The organism is Roseburia inulinivorans DSM 16841 (assembly GCF_000174195.1).
Taxonomy (GTDB): Bacteria; Bacillota; Clostridia; order Lachnospirales; family Lachnospiraceae; genus Roseburia; species Roseburia inulinivorans.
The window spans coordinates 89,895-110,525 of the sequence record NZ_ACFY01000084.1; the positions used below are offsets into that span (position 1 = coordinate 89,895).

Here is a 20,631-nt window from a genome sequence, read left to right on the forward strand (position 1 = left end):
TTCCTCCTATACTACTTTTTAGTGTAATTTTATTCTCCCATTTTTGGTCTCTTCTCTACACTTTTCCGCTTCCGCCACATACCGTACATTTCTTCGCTCCATGACAGAGAATACAATCATCCGTGATCACACCCTTGCCATGACAAATTGAACACGGCTTTCCATGTGAACCGCCACAGAGTTCGCAGACAATTTTTCCTGCGCCGCCACAATGTCTGCATGCAGAACCATCCGGCTTTCTCCGTCGAAAAAGTTTCCACCGTTTCTGTCCCCATGACTGCTTCTGCATCACGGCTTTCTTCAGAACTCTGTTCGGTCGCTGCGATCGTCTGATCACTCACTTCTTTTCCACAGGAAGTTACAGTAAACAACATCACCGCAAGACAAAAAAAGACTCCCAGATCACGCACCTTATGTCTCATTCAAGCCTCCTATCTCCATAAAAGGAATATACTTGAAAAATCTTAACATAACATTACACGATCCGGGAGTTTACATATGTCTCAATCGTCACGATCAGCCTTTTTTTCCGGTTTCCATGTATAATAAAACTGGATCAGGCCAATCCTTGAATTTGTATCTGTTTTTTTGTTGAGCGATGAAATATATCGATATAACATTGCCCTTGAAATATAAAGCCTATTTGCGATCTCCTGCACCTCCTCATCCGATGCCAAAAGCATTTTCAACACCTCCTGCTCCCGTTCTGTCAGCGCATAGGTATCTGCAAATGCTGAAAAATACTCCTGCTCCTCTTCCTGTTTCCGCTCCTGATCAGGCAATTCCACATCCGTCTGTCCCATCACCGTGTAAATATAAATCGCAATGCTGATCAGTACAAATAACCCGATCGATGCGATCATGATCTTTATACTGTCGCCGGACCGGATCAGTGCTACAGAAAAGCTTCCAATGAGTATGGCGCAGAGATTGTTCACCGCTCTTCCCATGCCAGCCCAAAACTGTGGCACTCTCATGTACCCCGCCAGCCGCACAAAACCGGTCGAGAAAAACACAACAAAGAAGCCTGCCGACAGATAAAACACGATCAGCCCAAGCAAAAAAGAGCCGCCGGAAACGATCACAAGTATACACACCGTGGAGAGCAGCGTCACACAGTACATGATAAGGTTCCTGTATCTGCCTTTTCCATAATCAAACAACACGCCTGACACAAGTCCGCTGACCGCCAGGATCAGTCTTGGCCACTGTCCGATATCCATACTTCCACCTGCATGCCCTAATGTCACTGCATTGTCTAATGTTGCAAAAATACAGGTCATAAGGGCGACTGTGAAAATGAGCGTAACTGCCACTGCATACGGATGTCTGATGGGATCTGACTCATATAGGTTCCACTCCATCAGGCTTCCCGCCAACTTCCTTTTCTCCACCAGAAAAAGAAGTGCCCAGAATGCAACAGTCAAAATCACTGCTTCCACCGCTGCATTATGGATCAGATTATTTTCAAGAAACTGTAAAAAAAGTCCAGTTGCATACGATACCCCACCGTTTCCGCCAGATGTTCTTCCATACCATAGCGGCACGCTACCCGGTAGTGTACCAGACTTCCGGCTATTCCAAGCAGCACATATAAAATCAGTCCTGCTGCAAGTGTGCTTCCATAACTCTGATGTACCTGGATTCCCCACAGACATACGGCTGCGAGAACTCCTGCACCAGCACTGCCCGCCTTCTTTGCTCTTTCCCGCATTTTACCATCCAGTACGCCAAACAGAAGAAAACCAACCGTGCTGCTTCCAAGCACATAACTCTGTGCCAGCACCACTCCGCCTGAATCCGTCTGAAATGCCATCATATTGTCAAATAAATATTCTGCTCCTAAAAACACATAATTAAATAATGCCAGAGCAGTCATAATCTCGATCCGCTCTCTCTTCCAGAAGGTATTCTTCATTTGTTAATTCTGCCTTTAATTTTTATAAAATTTCCGTATCATTCCGTGCCAGACCTCAGATAATGACTCCGCCGCCGGCAATGTAATCTCCATCATAAAGTACAACCGCCTGTCCCGGTGTCACTGCGCGTACCGGTTCTTCAAACACACAATGGATCTGATCTTCCCCGGTACGTGTCACTTTACACATACTTCCACTGTGGGAATAACGGATTTTTGCTTTTAACTCCATTTCCCCATCAATGTCCGGAAGCGACATAAAGTTCACATGATCCGCATACAGTTCTGTCGTAAACACGTCCTCATTCGAACCCAGTACGACCTCGTTTGTCTCCGGGCGGATCTCTGTCACAAACACAGGGTAACCAAGTGCAATCCCAAGACCTTTTCTCTGTCCGACCGTGTAATGTGTGATCCCTTTATGTCTTCCGAGTATTTTTCCATCCGTAGACACAAAATTTCCGGGCGGCGGCACAAGTTTTCCACACTCTTTATCAATAAATCCCGCATAATCATCATCCGGGATAAAACAAATCTCCATGCTGTCTTTTTTGTGTGCGACCATCAGCCCGATCTCCTCTGCGATCTGGCGGATCTCATCCTTATGATAATCTCCGACCGGCATGAGTGTTCTCGACAACTGCGTCTGCGTCAGATTGTAAAGTGCATAAGTCTGGTCTTTCTCGGCGGTGACAGAATTTTTGATCGCATAACGGCCATTTGGAAGCTGCTCAACCCTTGCATAATGTCCGGTCGCAATGTAATCTGCACCGATTGCAAGACTCCGGTCTAATAACGCCTCCCACTTCACATATCGGTTGCATGCGATACATGGATTCGGCGTCCTTCCCTTCAGATATTCTGCTGTAAAATAATCCATGACATTCTTTTTGAATTCCTGCTTAAAATTCATGACGTAATACGGAATTTCCAGACGGTCCGCCACTCTTCTGGCGTCATTAACGGCGCTCAGTCCACAGCATCCACCGTTTTTTTCCTGTGTAAATTCATCCTCATCCTGCCAGATCTGCATGGTGACACCGATCACATCATATCCCTGCTTCTTTAATAAATACGCTGCAACGGAAGAATCCACGCCTCCCGACATTCCTACTACTACTTTTTTTGCCATAGTTTACCTCTTTTCCCGCCATAAAAAAATTATGAGAAACCCATTTTTATGAGCTTCTCATAACATAACATGTCTGTATTTATTTTGCAACCGTTTAGGTTGTGGTATTATAGATCTCACCTGTCGTATAATTGTATGTATACATGCCTGACTTATTGTAAGTATTGGCTTTCTCTGCCTCACTCTTCGCATAACTCTCGATCATGCCTGCCTGAACCGAGGTCTGATAACCAAATCCGCCTGTCGTATGGAACAGGGATTTTACCGTGTTCATATCGGCTTTCTTAAATGCTGTCTCATCAATGGAAAGCTTATTGTCGGTTCCGATCGTGATTCCGACCTTGCTGAGCATGTTGGAATTTGCCTTTGTCAGATTGACCATGGACTTCGTGCTTCTTAAGATGCTGTTGGTATTGGAATCGCCACCCTCTTTTAACATCTTGTTGTAGCTGTCCACAAAATCACTGACCGCCTTGTAAATCTTGTCTGTATCATACTCATAAGATACTTTTCCATCTTTATCTGTCGTCTGTTTCTTTGTAAACAGAGATTTATCTCCGTTTGTTCTCAGTGTCTCAGATACTTTCTTCAAATCATCTGCAGCGCTCTCGATATTTGCAAGTGTCTTCGAAGAATCTTTGGAAGTCGATGTAGCAGCAGACACAGACGAAGATGACGGATCATCCGATGCCGCCTTTTTGTAATAAGCCTTCATCAGCTTTGTGTAACTTCCATTCCGGATCGTAGCATAGTCAGAATAATTAATGCCAAGTAAATCTGATGTTCCAAACATTGTACTTGTATTCGTCCTTCCTGAATTCAGGCTGGAAAACAGTACGCCGATGGAAGATGAATCATATCCTGAAATTGTTGCCATATTTCTCACTCCTTTGATCAGCAGTCATCCGTGTAAAACAATATCGCTGTGTAATCATGCATTTCCTCTCATGATTACCTTCTTTAATTATTACATCGTCATTTTAGCTTCATTTTATTAGTTTTTCAAGACCATTTCTGTAGTTTTGCACAAAAATTTATAATTATTCAACAATTGTTCATACTTTATTCACATATTACTGTTACAATGAACTCATAAATGAAACGGAAATAAGTTTTTAATACTTGATAAATTTTTTCATAATAGCCCAGATGCCTTTGGTATCTGGGCACTCCTCATTTCAGAGGTTTTTTCAGATGGCAGAACACCATCTGTTTTTTTATATATTCTCAATCTGCCAGTCAATCGGTTCCACACCATTCGCCTGTAAAAACTCATTTGCCTTGCTGAAATGCCTGCATCCGAAAAATCCCCGGTACGCAGACAGTGGACTTGGATGCGGCGCTGTCAGGATCAGATGCTTTGGATTGGTCAGCATCGGTATCTTGCTCTGTGCCGGTCTTCCCCACAGCATGTATACAATCGGTCTGTCCTGTGCATTCACAGCCTGGATGATTGCATCCGTAAACTGTTCCCAGCCATGCCCCTGATGGGAGTTTGCCTGATGTGCACGCACAGTCAGTACTGTATTTAACAAAAGCACACCCTGATCTGCCCATTTTTTCAAATATCCATTATTCGGGATATAACAGCCGAGATCATCATGCAGTTCCTTATAGATATTCTGTAAGGAAGGCGGTATTTCTTTCTGCTCCGGTAATACGGAAAAAGATAATCCGTGCGCCTGATTTACATTATGATATGGATCCTGCCCAAGCAAAAGCACTTTTACCTTGCTTAACGGCGTAAAATGCATCGCATTAAAAATATCGTCCGCTGGCGGATAAATCACCGTTTTACTGTATTCATCGCGGACAAACTGATATAACGCTTTATAATATGGCTTTTTGAATTCCCCCTGGATCTCATCCAGCCAGTCATTTGTGATCATTGACATTTTTGTTACCTTCTTAAAATTTCTCCTGCACTGCTGCATTTGTCCGGGACATCCAGTCTGCTGCCGGATGTCTCAGCGCCGCACCGGAACACCGCGGTCTGCAAGATAATCTTTCAAATCAGCTATTTCCAGCTCTTTATAATGGAACAGAGAAGCTGCTAACGCTGCGTCTGCTTTTCCTTCTGTCAGTGCATCATAAAAATGCTCTTTTGTTCCGGCTCCACCGGATGCGATCACCGGAATTGATACATTCTCAGAGATCATTCTGGTGAGTTCCAGATCATAGCCTGCCTTAGTGCCATCACAGTCCATACTGGTCAGTAAAATCTCACCCGCCCCCAGCCGGTCTGCTTTCATCGCCCATTCAACCGCATCCATGCCGGCATCGATACGGCCGCCATTTTTATAAATATTCCAGCCGAATCCATCTTCTCTCCGTCTTGCATCGATTGCTACAACGACACACTGGCTGCCAAATTTATCTGCTGCCTCACTGATCAGGTTCGGGTTATTGATAGCAGACGAGTTGATGGAGATCTTATCTGCTCCCTCGCGGAGCAACGCCTTAAAATCATCTACCGTGCGGATTCCTCCACCCACGGTAAACGGGATAAAGACCTTTTCTGCGACCTTCCGCACCATATCGACCACAGTCTCCCGCGCATCAGACGTTGCTGTGATGTCTAAAAATACTAATTCATCTGCTCCTGCCTTATCATACGCTGCCGCAATTTCTACCGGATCACCTGCATCTCTTAAGTTAACAAAATTAACACCTTTTACCACGCGTCCCTGATTTACATCCAGACACGGAATAATTCTTTTTGTAAACATTGACGTTCCTCCTACAATTTTGCAAAGTTAGAAAGTATCTGTAATCCTACTGTTCCACTTTTTTCCGGATGGAACTGGCATGCAAAAATATTATCTTTCTCCACAGACGCATGGATATGTGTGCTGTAATCGATGGTTGCTTTGACAATTGCCTCTTCTCTGGCTTTTAAATAATAGGAATGGACAAAATAAACAAACGGACTGCCTTCCAGATTTTGAAACAGTCTTCCATTGTTCTGCAGATCCAGCGAATTCCATCCAATATTTGGAATTTTCAGTCCTTCCTTTTCCGGGATCCGGAGGATTTCACCATCTAACAGATGCAGTCCTTCCACTCCATCAGACTCTTCACTTCCTTCAAACAAAAGCTGTAATCCCAGACAGATTCCCAAAAATGGTTTCTGCTCTGCCGCCACTTCATGAATGACCTTGTCAAGTTCAAACTTCCTCAGCTGGCTCATGGCATCTCCGAAAGATCCAACCCCCGGAAGGATCACCTTGTCTGCCTTTTTGATCTCATGAAAATCTCTTGTGATCACGCACTCCTGCCCCAGAAACTGTAACGCCTTTTCTACACTTTTTAAATTTCCTGCATCATAATCAATGATTGCTATCATTCTGTCACCTCTGATAAGCCTGCCTTCTCTAATACTTTATAAATTTCTCTGGAATAAGTCTCTTTATTGGACAGTGCATACATGGTTCTTGCATCCTCTGCTGTCAATCCAAAATCCTGCTGTAATGCTGTCTCTGCTGCACTTTCAATCTTATCAAACTCGCCCCTGCATCCATAAGTCTCTGCATCCTGCAGATACTTGTCATATCGCTGCACCGTGCGGATCAGAGAATCCAGAGCCATATCGTAAACCTCTGCATCCATCATGCTCTCGTAAGCTTCATACTCTGCTGAAACCATAGCTGTAATACGATATTTCTCATAGGTATCCGTGTCTTTTTCCTTTACTTTCTCCCCTGCCACAGCCTGAAAAGCATCCGAATATCTTCCTTCTGCAAATGCCTGGTCTGCATCTGCAAAACTGTTTGAATATCCAAGTAAATGTGTGCCTGCCAGAACAAGTACCAGAATGGATGCTGCCATCACAAAAACGAGGATCACCGGCACTTTTGGCAGCGGCGGTGTGTTATCCGGTTCTGCCGGTGGCTTTGGTTTCTTCTCTTTCTTTGGTTTTACTTTTTTCTCTTTCGGCTGCTTTGGCGCTTTTTTCTTTCTTCTTTTTCTCTTTTTTCTTTTTTCTTTTTTGCCCTTCTTATCATCGTCCGAAGAACCTTCTAACTCTTTTAAGATGTCCATATCATCCATAGACATCTCAGTAACTGCAGGTTCAGCCTGCATTCCGGAAATTTCTTCCTCATCTGGTTCATCATCACCGAACAGTAATTTAGACAGCTTTGCCAGAAATCCCTGTTTCTTCGGCTTCTTTTCTTCTTTTCCCCCGTCATCCGGCTGCACTTCTGCTTTTGCATTGTCTGCCTCCGGTATTTCGGAATCTTCGCCTGTTCCACTCAGAATTTTCATTAATTCATCATCTTCATCCGATACCGCTTTTTCGTTTTCTGTTTCCGGATCATCCAGTCCAAAATCATCAATTCCGATATCATCGATTGCCAGATCATCAATTCCATCTTCACTGGCACCCTCATCATTTTTTACTTCGGCAGTATCCTCTTTCTGCTCTGCTGTTTTCTCCACTGCTGATGTTTCCATCTCTGCTGTATCATTTGCGGCTTCCTGATTCACGCTCTCCATGATCTGGTCAATATCATCAAGCATCGGCTGTGTTGCTTTTGTCACACCCTGTGAACTTTCGTCCCTGTCTAATTCTTGCTCGAACTGTTTTAAAAATTCATCGGGATCATTATCTTTCCGGAGTTCCTGTTCAAACTGATCCATAAACAGATCATTGGAATCCGGAATATCAATTGTCTCTCTTGTACTCTTCTGTGGCATTTGTTCTTTACTCTCAATTTCTTCTGGATTTACAGGATCACTGTCATTTAAATCAGATCTGCCATCGACGGCATTTAATAACTGATCCAGGTAATTTTCTGATTCATTCATGGTAATATTCTCCTGCTATTGATTTCTTTGTAACTATCATATATTTATTTTTCGATTATAGTAAATCAGGGATGTGAAAAAACTCACACCCCTTTTTCTGACTTAATCTACGCTCTTATCGATCAGATTGTCAATTGCCTCTACCAGCATACCGATCTCCGGCTTTGTCAACTGGGCATCTGCTCCTAACTGTTCTCCCTTTTTGCGCATCTCCTCATTCACAAGAGATGAAAAAATAATAAGTGGTATCTTCTTGATCTCATCATCTGATTTGCAGAGTTTTGTCAATCTGTGTCCATCCATGAGAGGCATCTCAATATCTGTGATGATACAGTGTACGTCCTGACGGACTGTTCCTTTCTTCTTGAACTCAGTCAGCTTATCCCACGCCTCCTGTCCGTTCATTGTCATGATCAGATTCGTGTATCCTGATTTTTTCAGACACTCTGAGATCATTTTTCCAAGCAGTGGGGAATCCTCTGCAATGAGGATTGGAGAATCGCTTCTGTCTCTGGCTGTTCTCTCCTCCACATCTGATACTTTCAGTCCGGTTTCCGGGCTGATGTCCGTAACTATCTTTTCAAAATCAAGGATCACCACTAATTTTCCTTCCAGCTTGATAACCCCTGTTGCAGCACTCTTATCTTCCGTGTTGATCGTAGAATCCGGTTTAATGATGTCCTCCCATGATACTCTGTGGATACCGATCACTTCATCTACATGGAATGCAATGTTTAATTTATTAAAGTTTGTGATAATGAATAAGCCCTTTTTCTCGGATGGTTCCATTCCCAGACACTTTTTCAGGTCAATAACCGTCATCATTGTATCACGCGGCATAAAAATTCCTTCCACACAAGGATGTGCATTTGGAACCGGTGTTACCTGCTGATAGGTAAGGATCTCTCTGATCTTTGCCACGTTGATTCCATAATAATTGTCACCTAACGTAAATTCAAGAACTTCTAATTCATTTGTACCTGACTCTAAAAGAATATTTGTATCCATTGTGTCTTCCTCCCACGTATATGTTCTCTTGTTTTTAATTTGATTTAATATATGAACCTCAGTCCGCAGTGCACGCCAGAAAAATCAGAGATTTTCCTGGCTGTCGGGCATTCGCCCTATCACTCTCGATATATACAGACCTCACCATGCAAACATATCCGGTCTGTATATTCTCGATTGGCACTGCTCATTGCTTACGCACATTATATCATAACTCTTCCTGTTTTTACAATTTTATTTCATAAGTTGTGTCATCTCTTGTCACATGGAGCACAATATCAGAAACTTCTGTCACGGAATCCGGTATCTCAAATAAAAGAACCGCTGATTTTGTCTCTCCTGCCGGGATCTCATCATCATAAGTTGAAAAATCCGTTGTCATGATCGTTGTATAAGCAGAAACCTGCGTACTCTCTGCTCCATCAGCAGAATAATCCGCTGTAAACTTTACCTTTGAAGTGAGATTATCCAGAGTAATACCCTCTTCTGTAGGATTGGTCATATCGATTTCAAGTACCATAAACTGTTTTCCATTCGAGGCTCTTACATCAAGCACATCCGACTCTGTATAGTTTCCGGCAAGGCTTACTCCTCCATAGGCAACTTCCAGTCCATCCGCTCCAAATACATCCTCCAGCGTATTTCCGGCTGGTGTCTCATCCATTATTTCTGTGCCATCCACACTCTCACTGCCTGTGACAGTCTCTTCCGGCTCTGTTTCTTCCGCGCTCTGATCCACATAGACCAGACCATCCTTCTGATATGAATTATGCTTGGAAACAACGTGTACTGCATAATTGACGATCTGACTTTCCTCTGCCTCTGTGAGATCATATGCTTTCGTTCCACATCCTGTCAGCAAAAGCATACCTGTCAGACATAAGATTCCTTCTATCTTTTTTCTTCTCATACTGTATCATCCTCCGCCTGTCCGGAACCAATCCCTGTTTTTTCCGTGTCAAGTTCGAACCAGAATTCTACGCCATCTTCATGATTTAACACGCCACATTCCCTGTGAAATGACTCCATGATTGCCTTTACGATAGAAAGTCCTATTCCACTTCCACCATATTCCCTCGTTCTTGCCTTGTCCACTTTATAAAACTTGATCCAGACATTATCAAGATCTTCTTCCGGAATCTGTTTTCCGGTATTGAATACACTCACCCGGACAACACTGTCTTTTCTTGTGTACCAGATTCTGATCTTCTTATCAAATTCTGCATGGTGGATCGCATTGCTCAGATAATTTGTCACAACCTCTTCCACCTTGAATTCATCTCCCCATGCATCCATCGGTCCGCTCTCATCAAATGTGACCGAGATATCGTTCTGCTCTAATAAAATAGAAGATGAATTAATAATTCCATGGATCAGTTCTGTCAGATTAAAGCGCTCCATAGGAACAACTTCATTTCCAAACTCTAACTGGTTTAAAGTCAGAAGTTTTTTGACCATCTGATTCATTTTATCCGCCTCGTCCATGATCACTTCACAGTAGAAATCACGGCTCTGTGCATCATCATTGATACACTCCTGCAATCCCTCTGCATAACCCTGGATCAACGCCAGCGGTGTCTTCAGCTCATGAGATACATTGGATAGAAACTCCTTGCGCATCTCATCGATTTCTGTTTTTTTCTCAATATCCTGTTTTAATTCGTTATTTGCACTCTTAAGTTCTGAGATTGTGCTTTCAAGCGCACATGACAACCGGTTAAAATGTTCACCGAGTTCATCTATCTCATTTTTTCTGTGTCCTTTGGAAACATACTTGGCATCAAAATCAAGTTCTGTCATTCTTTTTGATATGTCCGTGAGTTCTGAGATCGGTGTTGTTATCCTCTTAGACACAAACACTGTGACAATCGCACTGATCGCAATTGCCAGAACGCCCACGTAAACCAGAAACTGATTTGAAATTTTTGCACTCTCACGGATACTCTCCACTGCGGTACGCATCAGGATCAGATTTCCATTGGAAAGTGTTCCATAAAGAACCATGTACTCAGATGATAACCTTGTATCTGTCTGTTTCTGTATGACGTAATTGTCTGATCTCTGTAAGATCTCGGTCTGGTTTCTGTCATCACCAAACAAAATATTCATAAATTCCATCAGAATGACCTGATTGTCATTCACCGACGACCTCACGATCGCACGGTTGGAACTGATGATCATAACTGCAATATTACCATTGGCACACAGATTGTCAAAAGTGACATCAAACCCACTGGAATTCAGTTCACCTGTCTCACTGGCACCGTTGATCACATCATATCCATCGATCAGCGAATCCTGCTTATTCAACATATAATATTTTTCCAAAAAGGAAGTATTGATAAACCAGCATAACATAATCGTCCCTGCTACAAGTCCGACTAATATCACTGCAAGTTCGCGGGTCAGTGACCCTTTTTTATCTCTTTTCATATTATGACAACCATCCTGTAATGTCAATCAGTTTTGCAAATAATCGTCAATACCCTACTCCACTATAAACTTGTAGCCAACACCCCAGATTGTCTTGATATACTCCCCTTTTTCCCCGATTTTGGCACGGAGTTTTTTGACATGTGTGTCAATTGTCCTTGCATCTCCAAAGTAATCATAATTCCACACGTTGTTCAATATCTTTTCACGGGATAGTGCAATTCCCTGATTCTCCATAAAATAATCCAGCAGTTCAAATTCTTTAATACTTAATTCGATTGGTCTGCCATCCACGGTCACAAGATGCGCCGTCTTATCCAGTTTAATACCGCCCGCCTCAACAAATTTTTCATCATTTCCGGCAGTCAGTCCGCTTCTGCGAAGCAGTGCATTTACCCTTGCCACAAGGATTTTCGGTGAAAATGGTTTGGAAATGTATTCGTCCACTCCAAGTTCAAATCCGGTCAGTTCATCGCTCTCATCGCTTTTTGCAGTCAGCATAATGATCGGAACTTTGGATGTTTCACGCACCTCACGACAGACATCCCAACCGTTGATCTTTGGCATCATGACATCTAAAATGATCAGTGCGATATTCTTTTCTTTATAAAATATATCCAGTGCCTCCTCACCGTCTCCGGCTTCTAACACTTCATAATCTTCCCGCACTAAAAAGTCTCGGACCAGTTTACGCATCCTGCTCTCATCATCTACTACAAGAATCTTTAATCTCTCCATATCGTCCTCCGGTTATGTCTGTTCTCTGTTCATCATATCATGATTTTATGGCGAATCTGTGAAATCTGTCTGTTCTGTATCCACCTGGATCCCAAGTTCCTGTTCTTTTTCGCTCACTGCCTTTTCCCGCTCCGTCAGTTCCTGCTCCCAGGATGCATAGCGGTTTAAAAGTTTCGACTGATAGTCCACGATCGTCGGACTGTCGCTCGTCAGCGCCATGGCAAACATTGCCACAACGCACACCACAAGGATTGCATTCACACACAGGGAAATCTTCAATTTTCCGGAGGACTCTGTCTCTAATGCCTTCCTGTCGATCTTTGCAAGATTTTTTTCACGCTGTCTCGCCCTGACCGCCCGCACACGTTCCTTCTGTGCGATCTCACGCTTCTGCTTTTTTAAGCTTTCCTCAAGTCTCGGATGTGTGACCGGAATCGGCAGGATATCTTCATTTTTGATAAAAGGAATTGTCGTCAGGTATTCCTGCAGATCCTTTAAATAACTGTATCCGACTGCTGTTTCAAACAGTTTCTGTCCGATCATTTTGTTATAAACCTGCAATATGACCTCCGGATCATTCATATCGGTCTTGGTCTTGATATATCTGATCCCCTCGATTTCCTTTTTCGCCTGTTCTGCTTCATCCTTATTTTCAAAAGAAAATCCACCAACGCTCACTCTCTGCGTATTTTCCGGCATTTGTTCTTCCTCCGTTCCATTTACACTTCCTAAGCACATGTTATTTTTATTATAAAAAATAACTTTACAGTTTGCAAGTTTTATCCGTGCAGATAAAGAATACTCTCCTCCGGAATGACGAGGTACTGCGGCATTTTTTCCTGATATTCTTTCTGCCAGCTTTCTTTTGGGATTTTCCACCAGACATCATGTTCGAAAACAACCACCAGTTCAAAAGGATCGTCGAGGATCTTTCCGTTTTGGCACTCCACCAGATTTTCACGCTGTCCGTTCTCCGGCAGTCTTAAATAATGTGCGCGGATGCCGATATGTGTCGTATTTTCCGGGATCATGCCCTTTACGCAGACCGTTGTATTCCAGTTTGGCAGAACCATCGTATGGTCGTCCACTCTCTCGATTTTTTCAATATTTTTGCAGCCTGTCAGCTTCGCAGCCGCCGGTGTGCCGGGATTTTTAAAAATTTCTTTTGTGGCGCCAAATCCCGCCTGTCTGCCATTCTCCACGATCAGCATATGCTCACAGAAACGGTAGATCTCATCGCGGCTGTGCGTCACCATCAGAATGTCTTTGTCATAACCGGACAAAAGTTCCAGCAGTTCCAACTGCAGTTTTTCTTTCAAAAATGCGTCCAGCGCAGAGAAAGGCTCATCCAGCATCAAAACCTCCGGGTCTGACGCAAGGATTCTCGCCAGCGCCACACGCTGCTGCTGCCCGCCGGATAATTTCCCCGGATAAGAGGATTTTAACTCTGTCACATGCAGCAGTTCCATATAATCTGCCGTCTGCCTTTTTATCTCCTCTGCAGTCATTTTCTGACCGGGACGACATTTAAAACCAGCCGCAATGTTCTCCTCCACCGTCATGTTCGGAAACAGTGCATAATTCTGGAATAAATAACCGACATGTCTGTCCTGCACGCGCAGATTGATCTTTTTGCCGGAATCAAACAATACCCTGCCATTCAAAACAATTTTCCCACGGTCCGGTGTCTCAATGCCGGCAATGCATTTTAACGTCATGCTCTTGCCACAGCCGGACGCACCGAGGATTCCTGTGATTCCCTGTTTTCCTTCGGTATCAAAAGAAACAGACAGCACTTTGTCATTTAGTTTTTTTTCGATCTCCACCTGTAAACTCATCTTTTTTTCTCTCCACGCAGATTCATTCCTGCCACGATGAGCAGGGAAAAAGCAACAATGATCAACACGTATTTTCCTGCGGTATCCATATCCCCGGCCGCCACCTCAGAATAAATGGCGAGTGGCAGTGTCCTTGTTTTTCCTGCAATATTTCCGGCGATCATCGCAGTCGCTCCGAATTCGCCGAGCCCTCTTGTGAATGCGAGCACGCCGCCGGAGAGGATTCCCGGTCTTGCCTGTGGCAGGATAATTTTCCAGAAAATGGTGCGCTCACTCATGCCAAGCGTTCTGCCCGCATAGATCAGATTTGCATCGACCTGCTCGATCGCACCTCTCGCCGAGCGGTACATCAGTGGAAACGAGATCACGACAGCCGCCAGAACGGTTGCCTGCCAGCTGAACACGATTTTATAATGAAATACTTTTTCTAAAAAGATACCGGCCGGTCTTTTTGCTCCAAACAGATAAAGCAAAAAAAAGCCCGCTACGGTCGGAGGCAGTACGAGCGGCAGTGTCAGCAATCCATCCAGCCATGCTTTTGCTTTTGTGGAACGGACGGACACAACGCCACGTGCTGCCCAAAGCCCCAGAAAAAATGTGATGATGATCGATACGACCGATGTTTTTAACGAGATCCATACCGGTGAAAAATCCATTTTTTTTTGCCTCCTGAACTACTATCCTGTCTTATTGCTGTGAATTGACAGTGAATCCTGCTGCCTTGAATACGTCAAGCGCTTCATCGGACTGTAAAAACTCCATGAATGCATCTGCTGCGTCTTTGTTCTTTGTCTCTTTTAACTCTGCCACCGGATAAATGACTTTGGAAACACTTCCCTCCGGTGCTTCTGCCACAACCGAAACCTTGTCAGTCATGGAAGCTGCGTCTGTTGCGTAAACGATCCCGGCGTCTGCACTTCCCTCAGCCACCCAGTTTAATACCTCTGTCACGTTAGTTCCAAGACTTAATTTACCTTCCACACTGCTCCAGAGATCCAGATTCTCCAATGCCTCTTTGCCGTACTGTCCTGCCGGAACACTCTCCGGATCACCGATTGCGATCATATCTGCATTCACGATGTCCTCAAAAGAAGTGTAACCTCTCTCTTTTCCTGCCGGAACGATCAGAACGATTTTATTTTCCAGAAGATCCACAGATGCATCCTCTGCGATATAGCCCTCCTCCTGCAATGCCTCCATCTGTTTTAATGATGCGGAAAAGAAGATGTCCACATCTGCGCCAGCCTCAATCTGTGACTGTAATTTTCCGGAACTGTCATACGTTCCTTCAATGGATACTTCCGGGTACTGTTCCTCAAACATTGGAATCAGATGCTCTGTAAAAGATTTTTCCAGACTTGCAGCTGCCGCCAGTGTGATCGTTCCCTGAATGTCTGCATTCTGTGCTGCACCGGATGTTTCTGTTGTCACAGCTTCCTCTGTGCTTTCATTCTGTGCCGGAGTATCTGTGTTTGTATCTGCTCCTTTATTGCTGCCACAGGCTGCAAGTCCTGCGGTCATAGCTGTCAGTAATAGAACTGCTGTCAATTTTTTCATCATTTTTTCCTCATCTTTCTTCTGATTGTTTTTATATAAATCTGAAGATTGTTTGCAAATTCATGATTCTTTTATTTTCCCGCACAATTTCCGGTATTTCCCTTTAAAATATCAATTCCATGCGTCAGTGCACCGATCGCATATTCCAGACACTCTCTTACCGCCTTCGGGCTTCCCGGTAGGTTGACGATCAATGCCTCTTTCCTGATTCCCGACACGCCTCTGGAGAGCATCGCCCTCGGCGTGATCTGCAGGGAATAATAGCGCATGGCTTCTGAGATTCCCGGTGTTTCGCGTTCAACTGCACGCATGGTTGCCTCCGGCGTATTGTCTCTTTTGGAAAAACCTGTTCCGCCTGTCGTTAAGATCAGATCCGCTTTATCTTCATCCGAAAGTTCACACAACAGTGCTGTCAGCGTATCTCCATCATCCGGGATGATTTTTTTTGAAAACTACCTCATAGCCCTCTTTTCTCACAATTTCTTCGACCGCTGCTCCGCTCGCATCCTCCCGCTCCCCCTTAGAAGCGGTATCGCTTAACGTGATGACTGCCGCCCGGTACTGCACATGAAATTCATCCCCGACACTGATCTTTCCGCCGTGAAGCACTTTCGCAAACACGCCGTTCGTCGGCATGATGCACTCTCCCATCTTCTGAAAAATCTCACAGCCGTGATGACATTCTTTTCCGATCTGCGTTAATTCCAGCACCACATCTTTGCACGTATACCTTGTCCCGACCGGGAACTTTGTAAAATCATAGCCGCTCACGACGAGATTTTCTCCGAAAGCCCCATCTGTAACCTCTGCACCACGCGCCTTAAATGCGGCGATCGTTTCCTCTGATAATAAGGAAATCTGCCTGTGCCAGTTTCCTGCATGGGCATCTCCCTCAATGCCCCAGTTTTCCACAAATACTGCGGATTCTATATTTTTCTTCTGTGTGCCGCGTTTTTCACTGATACACACAGCCCTTACTTTTCCCATTTAAAAATCCAGCCTTTCCCACAACCTGCAAAGATTGTGTCTCTGTACTAGCCTCCAATTTCAGACATTCCTCTGTGTTCTGTCTGCTCCGGTTCATTCATTTCCCCAAAATGATGGCATTTCGGTTTTTGTGTGATAATCGTTTCAATCTGCGCTTTTAACTCTGCATCCGAAACGCCGTCTCTTAACAGCGTGCGCAGATCCATTCCTGTCTCATATTGCAGACATGGTTTTAAAAAACCATCCGCCGTCATGCGGACACGGTTGCATCCACTGCAGAATTTATGTGAAATTGCACTGATAAATCCAATTTTTCCTTCAAATCCATCAATTTTCCTATAATGTGCCGGTCCGCTTCCAAGTTTTTCCTCGCACGGTCTAATCGTCCCATAAGTTTCACTGAGTATGTGCTTCACCTCTGCCTCTTTTAATGTATGTTTTTCTTTTCCCTGACCGATCGGCATCAGTTCGATAAAACGGACATTTACGCCGTCTTTTGCAAGTTCTGCCAGCGCAAGCAGCTCCTCTCTGGTCTGGTGCATCAGCACACAATTCACTTTTACAGAGATTCCTGCCTGTTTTTGCGCCTTTCGCATTCCCCGCAGCACTGCTTCCAGATTACCGTCAGAGGGATTCCTGTCCACATGACATCCTCCTGTGAGGGAATTGTAATGTTCCGGGTTTAATGTATCCAGACTGATATTCACACCATCGAGTCCCGCTTTTACAAGACCATCCAGCTGTTGTTCCAAAAGGATTCCGTTCGTCGTCAAAGTCACTTTTTCCATGCCACATTCTTCTTTCAGCCTGAAAATAAGTTCATCGACATGTTCCCTCACCAGAGGCTCTCCCCCGGTCAGTTTCACATTTTTGATCCCGAGACTCCGGTAAATTCCCGCAAGTTTTACGATTTCGTCATAAGTCAGAAGTTCTTCCTGTCCCAGATACGTCTTACACGTCTGCGGCATACAATAAACACAGCGCAGATTACAGCGGTCTGTGACCGAAATGCGGATATAGTCGATATTGCGGCTGTATTGATCTAACATTGTTCTCTTTCCTTACTTCTCTCAAAAAGCCCGGATTTTCCACCGTCTTTTTTCTCTAAATGAACGTCAAAAATTTCCATTGCGCGGTCCATTGCCTTGCACATGTCATAAATCGTCAGAAGCGCCACATTCACGCCCATCAGCGCCTCCATCTCCACTCCGGTCTTCCCGGAAACTTTGACCGTGCACAGTGCCTTTATGATGTTTTCCGCCTCCTTTACCTCAAAATCAACGGTACATTTATTCAGGCAGAGCGGATGACACATCGGGATCAGATTTGACGTCTGTTTTGTTCCCATAATTCCTGCCACACGCGCTACGGTCAGCACATCGCCTTTTTTTGCCGTGTGGTTGACGATCGCAGACATCACTGCGTCATTCACACGGATCTTGCCGCTCGCCACCGCAATGCGCTCTGTGATCTCTTTTCCGGAGACATCCACCATCACGGCATTGCCATTCTCATCAAAATGATTCCATTCCATACCTCTTTAAACCTTTCCAAAAGAACAGTCCGGGAATCTGCACTCTGCACATCCAAGGCATAAGCCCCCATGTCCCAGCACATAAAAATCTTCCGCTTTCACCGGGATCGCGGCTGCGATCCTCGGCAGCATAATGTCAAAAATAGTGCTCTTTGCGTACATCACGCAGCCCGGCAATCCCATGACCGGCGTGCCGTCCTCAAAATATCCGAGCAGAAACATGGCTCCCGGCAGCACCGGCGCACCGTAGGTGACGATCTGCGCTCCCGAACGCTTAATTGCCCCCGGCGTGCGGTCGTCCGGATCAACACTCATGCCTCCGGTGCATAAGATCATATCCACACCTTTTGCTTTATACTCTGCTATTTTTTCCGTGATAAGCGCCTCGTCATCCCCCGGATAACAATGCTCTACCGTCTCAATGCCATAGGCTTTCAGCTTCCCAATGACCACATCGGAAAAGGTGTCCCGGATCAGTCCTTTTGCCACCTCACCGCCCGTCGTGATAAGCGCCGCCGTCTTTAATTTATATGGAAGCACATTGACAAGCGGCTCTTTGCCCGCACACCGTTTTGCTGCTTCCATTTTCTCTTTCTCAATGATCAGTGGGATAATTCTGGTTGCCGCAAGCTTCGCCCCCTTTTTCACCGGGGTGTAGGAATGTCTCGTTGCGATCATCATCTCACCAAGTGAATTGACTGCCAGGAGTTTTTCCACATTGATTGTTAAAATTCCGTCAATGTCCGAGGTCAGCTCGATTTTCCCCTCTTTCGGCTGGGAGGCATGCATATGTTCTCCCTGACAGATCTCACGCAGGATCTCTGCCGCCTCATCCTCATGAAGCATGTTTTCGTTCTTCTCCCACACATAGAGATTTTCTTTTCCCATGGATAATAACACCGGGATATCCTCTTCTGTCACAATATGCCCCTTGCGGAATCTCGCGTCTTTCGTGACACCCTTTATGATCTGCGTCATGTCATGACATAAAACATGACCGACCGCTTCCTCTGTTTTGATTAATTTCATTGTTTTTCCTCTTATTTTGTCTTGGCGTTCGGGTAAATGTGCGCCATCTTTGCGTCATCATAATGCTCATCCATGTACACCTGCCAGCTCTGCGTTGCTTTCACCTGTCTGCCTCTCTCATCATAGCGTATTAACGCCATGCAGGACACCACAACATTGCAGCACATAAATACGATCAGCATCCATGTCACTGTCTTACCGATCACAACAGGAATTTTTTCTATCAATCCTGAAATTTTCGGATACAGAATCTTAAACCACACAACGGCTGCGATTCCCCAGAAAAAGCAGTACAACAGGTTAATCCTTCCGCCAAGGTTAAACGGCATCCAGCTATAATCCCAGAATACTTTTCCAAATACCAGCTCCGTGAACACACTGCACAGATACTCGTAAGCACCGCCTAAAAAAGTACCTGTCCAGAACAGAAATCCATCACTTCTGTCCTTATATTTATATAACATTGCCGTCACCATTGCAATCGCAAGTCCCCACACGATACTGAATGGTCCCCACACCACACTGCTGCGGCTCATCCATACCCCTGCTGTGATGCGGCAGAAAATCGTCTCCGTGATATCTCCCAGGAATGCTCCCACAAAAAATAACATCACGATTTTATAAAAATCACAGCCCTTTGCAAAAACGGTTTTATCCTTTGTGACCTTTTCCACAAAGCTTGCCTTCGGGTAGGCTTTTGTCATTCGTTTTTCAATTGATCCTGCAATCTTATTGCCAAGCCTGATGCGGAAACGATCGATTTTGTTATTTGCTTCCAGCCACTTCTCCGGGTGTCTGCTCTTTCCTGTCACAAGCAGATAGGAGGCGAGTACATCCACCACAAGCACACCGATCAGCACCAGCAGAACAATATGTACCAAAAGCTGTGGCAGTATCGCAAGCAATCGGAATACCCACCGGTTGGCATACTTCACCACAACATAACCCAATGCACCTTTTATCAGGGAAACCGGGAGACAGATGTAACCGTCTAAGTTCCATTTACTCTTACTATAATCCCACCAGCGTTTATGATAAAACCTCTCAATTAACTTTCCAGCGACGAACTCTGTAACTGCTGCATACAGGGATGCAAATAAAAAGAGCCATAGCCCGGTCAGTTCCTGCAAGCCCACAGACATTGCAACAGCTCCCACACCGTACAGGATACATAACGGGCCATTTACCAGCCCACGGTTGGAAAATTTCCGGTGCATAAATGTTGCCGCGGCTGTCTCTAACACCCAGCCCACAAAAGAATATATAAAAAATAGCCACAATAAATCATATCCGGTAAACTGTATCATTCGTATGTCCTCTTTCTGATTTTTCTTCTATATAAACATAGATATTTTTCTCGAATACACTCTTAGATTATATAGAAGCCACCGCTTTTCTTCAAGTAAATTTAAAAAGCCTTTGCAGAAAATTCTTTCCACAAAGGCTTTTCAATCACTTAAATCAAGAAAAAAATAGAGCGGGTGATGGGAATCGAACCCACGTATCCAGCTTGGAAGGCTGGTGTTCTACCATTGAACTACACCCGCATATCAGTCGGGGTGACAGGATTCGAACCTGCGACCTCCTGGTCCCAAACCAGGCGCTCTAGCCAAGCTGAGCCACACCCCGAGTCAATTGTATTCCACTA

At 44.6% G+C, this 20,631-nt stretch carries 21 protein-coding genes, 2 tRNA genes and 1 pseudogene; all 24 read right to left on the reverse strand.

All coding sequences use genetic code 11. The features are described from left to right. Nucleotides 1–116: 116 nt before the first annotated feature. Nucleotides 117–422 carry a hypothetical protein gene (locus ROSEINA2194_RS08405; RefSeq protein ID WP_007885671.1) on the reverse strand — a complete coding sequence of 102 codons (306 nt, stop codon included), beginning with the start codon at nt 420–422 and terminating at the stop codon, nt 117–119. Nucleotides 423–503: 81 nt separating this feature from the next. Continuing rightward, nucleotides 504–1,547 (reverse strand): LuxR C-terminal-related transcriptional regulator, encoded by a 1,044-nt coding sequence (locus ROSEINA2194_RS08410; RefSeq protein WP_172727076.1) that lies wholly within the window; start codon nt 1,545–1,547, stop codon nt 504–506. Beyond that, the gene (locus ROSEINA2194_RS21045; RefSeq protein ID WP_007885674.1) at nt 1,457–1,918 is read right to left on the reverse strand and encodes a hypothetical protein; all 462 of its coding nucleotides are present in this window, start codon (nt 1,916–1,918) and stop codon (nt 1,457–1,459) included. Before ROSEINA2194_RS21045 ends, ROSEINA2194_RS08410 begins: the two co-directional genes overlap by 91 nt. Before the next feature lie 55 nt (nt 1,919–1,973). Continuing rightward, complete coding sequence (mnmA, locus tag ROSEINA2194_RS08415; RefSeq protein WP_007885675.1) at nt 1,974–3,050, reverse strand: tRNA 2-thiouridine(34) synthase MnmA; 1,077 nt, start codon at nt 3,048–3,050, stop codon at nt 1,974–1,976. A 94-nt stretch (nt 3,051–3,144) separates the two neighbouring features. After that, complete coding sequence (locus ROSEINA2194_RS08420) at nt 3,145–3,927, reverse strand: flagellar filament capping protein FliD (protein ID WP_172727077.1); 783 nt, start codon at nt 3,925–3,927, stop codon at nt 3,145–3,147. A gap of 340 nt (nt 3,928–4,267) precedes the next feature. Then, nucleotides 4,268–4,945: a uracil-DNA glycosylase gene (locus ROSEINA2194_RS08425; RefSeq protein WP_044927526.1), complete on the reverse strand. Its 678-nt coding sequence runs from the start codon at nt 4,943–4,945 to the stop codon at nt 4,268–4,270. 72 nt (nt 4,946–5,017) lie between these two features. Beyond that, nucleotides 5,018–5,779 (reverse strand): imidazole glycerol phosphate synthase subunit HisF, encoded by a 762-nt coding sequence (hisF, locus tag ROSEINA2194_RS08430; protein ID WP_007885678.1) that lies wholly within the window; start codon nt 5,777–5,779, stop codon nt 5,018–5,020. A gap of 11 nt (nt 5,780–5,790) precedes the next feature. After that, the gene (gene hisH, locus ROSEINA2194_RS08435) at nt 5,791–6,396 is read right to left on the reverse strand and encodes an imidazole glycerol phosphate synthase subunit HisH (RefSeq protein ID WP_007885679.1); all 606 of its coding nucleotides are present in this window, start codon (nt 6,394–6,396) and stop codon (nt 5,791–5,793) included. Next, nucleotides 6,393–7,859, reverse strand: coding sequence for a hypothetical protein (locus tag ROSEINA2194_RS08440; RefSeq protein ID WP_007885680.1), 1,467 nt, complete (start codon nt 7,857–7,859; stop codon nt 6,393–6,395). Before ROSEINA2194_RS08440 ends, hisH begins: the two co-directional genes overlap by 4 nt. A gap of 102 nt (nt 7,860–7,961) precedes the next feature. Further along, nucleotides 7,962–8,867 carry a chemotaxis protein gene (locus tag ROSEINA2194_RS08445; protein ID WP_007885681.1) on the reverse strand — a complete coding sequence of 302 codons (906 nt, stop codon included), beginning with the start codon at nt 8,865–8,867 and terminating at the stop codon, nt 7,962–7,964. 226 nt (nt 8,868–9,093) lie between these two features. Further along, nucleotides 9,094–9,777 (reverse strand): DUF5067 domain-containing protein, encoded by a 684-nt coding sequence (locus ROSEINA2194_RS08450; protein ID WP_007885682.1) that lies wholly within the window; start codon nt 9,775–9,777, stop codon nt 9,094–9,096. Then, nucleotides 9,774–11,300, reverse strand: a complete 1,527-nt coding sequence (locus ROSEINA2194_RS08455; protein WP_007885690.1) for a sensor histidine kinase — start codon at nt 11,298–11,300, stop codon at nt 9,774–9,776. Before ROSEINA2194_RS08455 ends, ROSEINA2194_RS08450 begins: the two co-directional genes overlap by 4 nt. A 54-nt stretch (nt 11,301–11,354) precedes the next feature. Beyond that, on the reverse strand, nt 11,355–12,038 hold the full coding sequence (locus tag ROSEINA2194_RS08460; RefSeq protein WP_007885694.1) for a response regulator transcription factor: 684 nt from the start codon (nt 12,036–12,038) through the stop codon (nt 11,355–11,357). A 45-nt stretch (nt 12,039–12,083) separates the two neighbouring features. Beyond that, nucleotides 12,084–12,737 (reverse strand): hypothetical protein, encoded by a 654-nt coding sequence (locus ROSEINA2194_RS08465; protein WP_044927514.1) that lies wholly within the window; start codon nt 12,735–12,737, stop codon nt 12,084–12,086. 80 nt (nt 12,738–12,817) lie between these two features. Then, on the reverse strand, nt 12,818–13,876 hold the full coding sequence (locus tag ROSEINA2194_RS08470; protein WP_007885701.1) for a sulfate/molybdate ABC transporter ATP-binding protein: 1,059 nt from the start codon (nt 13,874–13,876) through the stop codon (nt 12,818–12,820). Further along, nucleotides 13,873–14,532, reverse strand: a complete 660-nt coding sequence (gene modB, locus ROSEINA2194_RS08475) for a molybdate ABC transporter permease subunit (RefSeq protein ID WP_007885702.1) — start codon at nt 14,530–14,532, stop codon at nt 13,873–13,875. The genes ROSEINA2194_RS08470 and modB overlap by 4 nt, the downstream gene beginning before the upstream one ends. Before the next feature lie 31 nt (nt 14,533–14,563). Further along, the gene (gene modA / locus ROSEINA2194_RS08480; protein WP_044927515.1) at nt 14,564–15,433 is read right to left on the reverse strand and encodes a molybdate ABC transporter substrate-binding protein; all 870 of its coding nucleotides are present in this window, start codon (nt 15,431–15,433) and stop codon (nt 14,564–14,566) included. A gap of 71 nt (nt 15,434–15,504) precedes the next feature. Then, nucleotides 15,505–16,420, reverse strand: a pseudogene (locus tag ROSEINA2194_RS23535) (molybdenum cofactor synthesis domain-containing protein). Nucleotides 16,421–16,467: 47 nt separating this feature from the next. Then, a complete protein-coding gene (gene moaA, locus ROSEINA2194_RS08495) occupies nt 16,468–17,469 on the reverse strand; it encodes a GTP 3',8-cyclase MoaA (protein ID WP_044927516.1) in 1,002 nt (333 codons plus the stop codon). Then, nucleotides 17,463–17,954, reverse strand: coding sequence for a cyclic pyranopterin monophosphate synthase MoaC (gene moaC / locus ROSEINA2194_RS08500; protein WP_007885707.1), 492 nt, complete (start codon nt 17,952–17,954; stop codon nt 17,463–17,465). The genes moaA and moaC overlap by 7 nt, the downstream gene beginning before the upstream one ends. A 6-nt stretch (nt 17,955–17,960) precedes the next feature. Beyond that, nucleotides 17,961–18,983: a molybdopterin-binding protein gene (locus tag ROSEINA2194_RS08505; protein ID WP_007885708.1), complete on the reverse strand. Its 1,023-nt coding sequence runs from the start codon at nt 18,981–18,983 to the stop codon at nt 17,961–17,963. Nucleotides 18,984–18,994: 11 nt separating this feature from the next. Beyond that, on the reverse strand, nt 18,995–20,290 hold the full coding sequence (locus tag ROSEINA2194_RS08510; RefSeq protein WP_007885709.1) for a putative ABC transporter permease: 1,296 nt from the start codon (nt 20,288–20,290) through the stop codon (nt 18,995–18,997). 169 nt (nt 20,291–20,459) lie between these two features. Beyond that, a tRNA-Gly gene (locus ROSEINA2194_RS08515) sits at nt 20,460–20,530 on the reverse strand. 7 nt (nt 20,531–20,537) lie between these two features. After that, nucleotides 20,538–20,612: transfer RNA gene (locus ROSEINA2194_RS08520), tRNA-Pro, on the reverse strand. Nucleotides 20,613–20,631 lie beyond the last annotated feature (19 nt).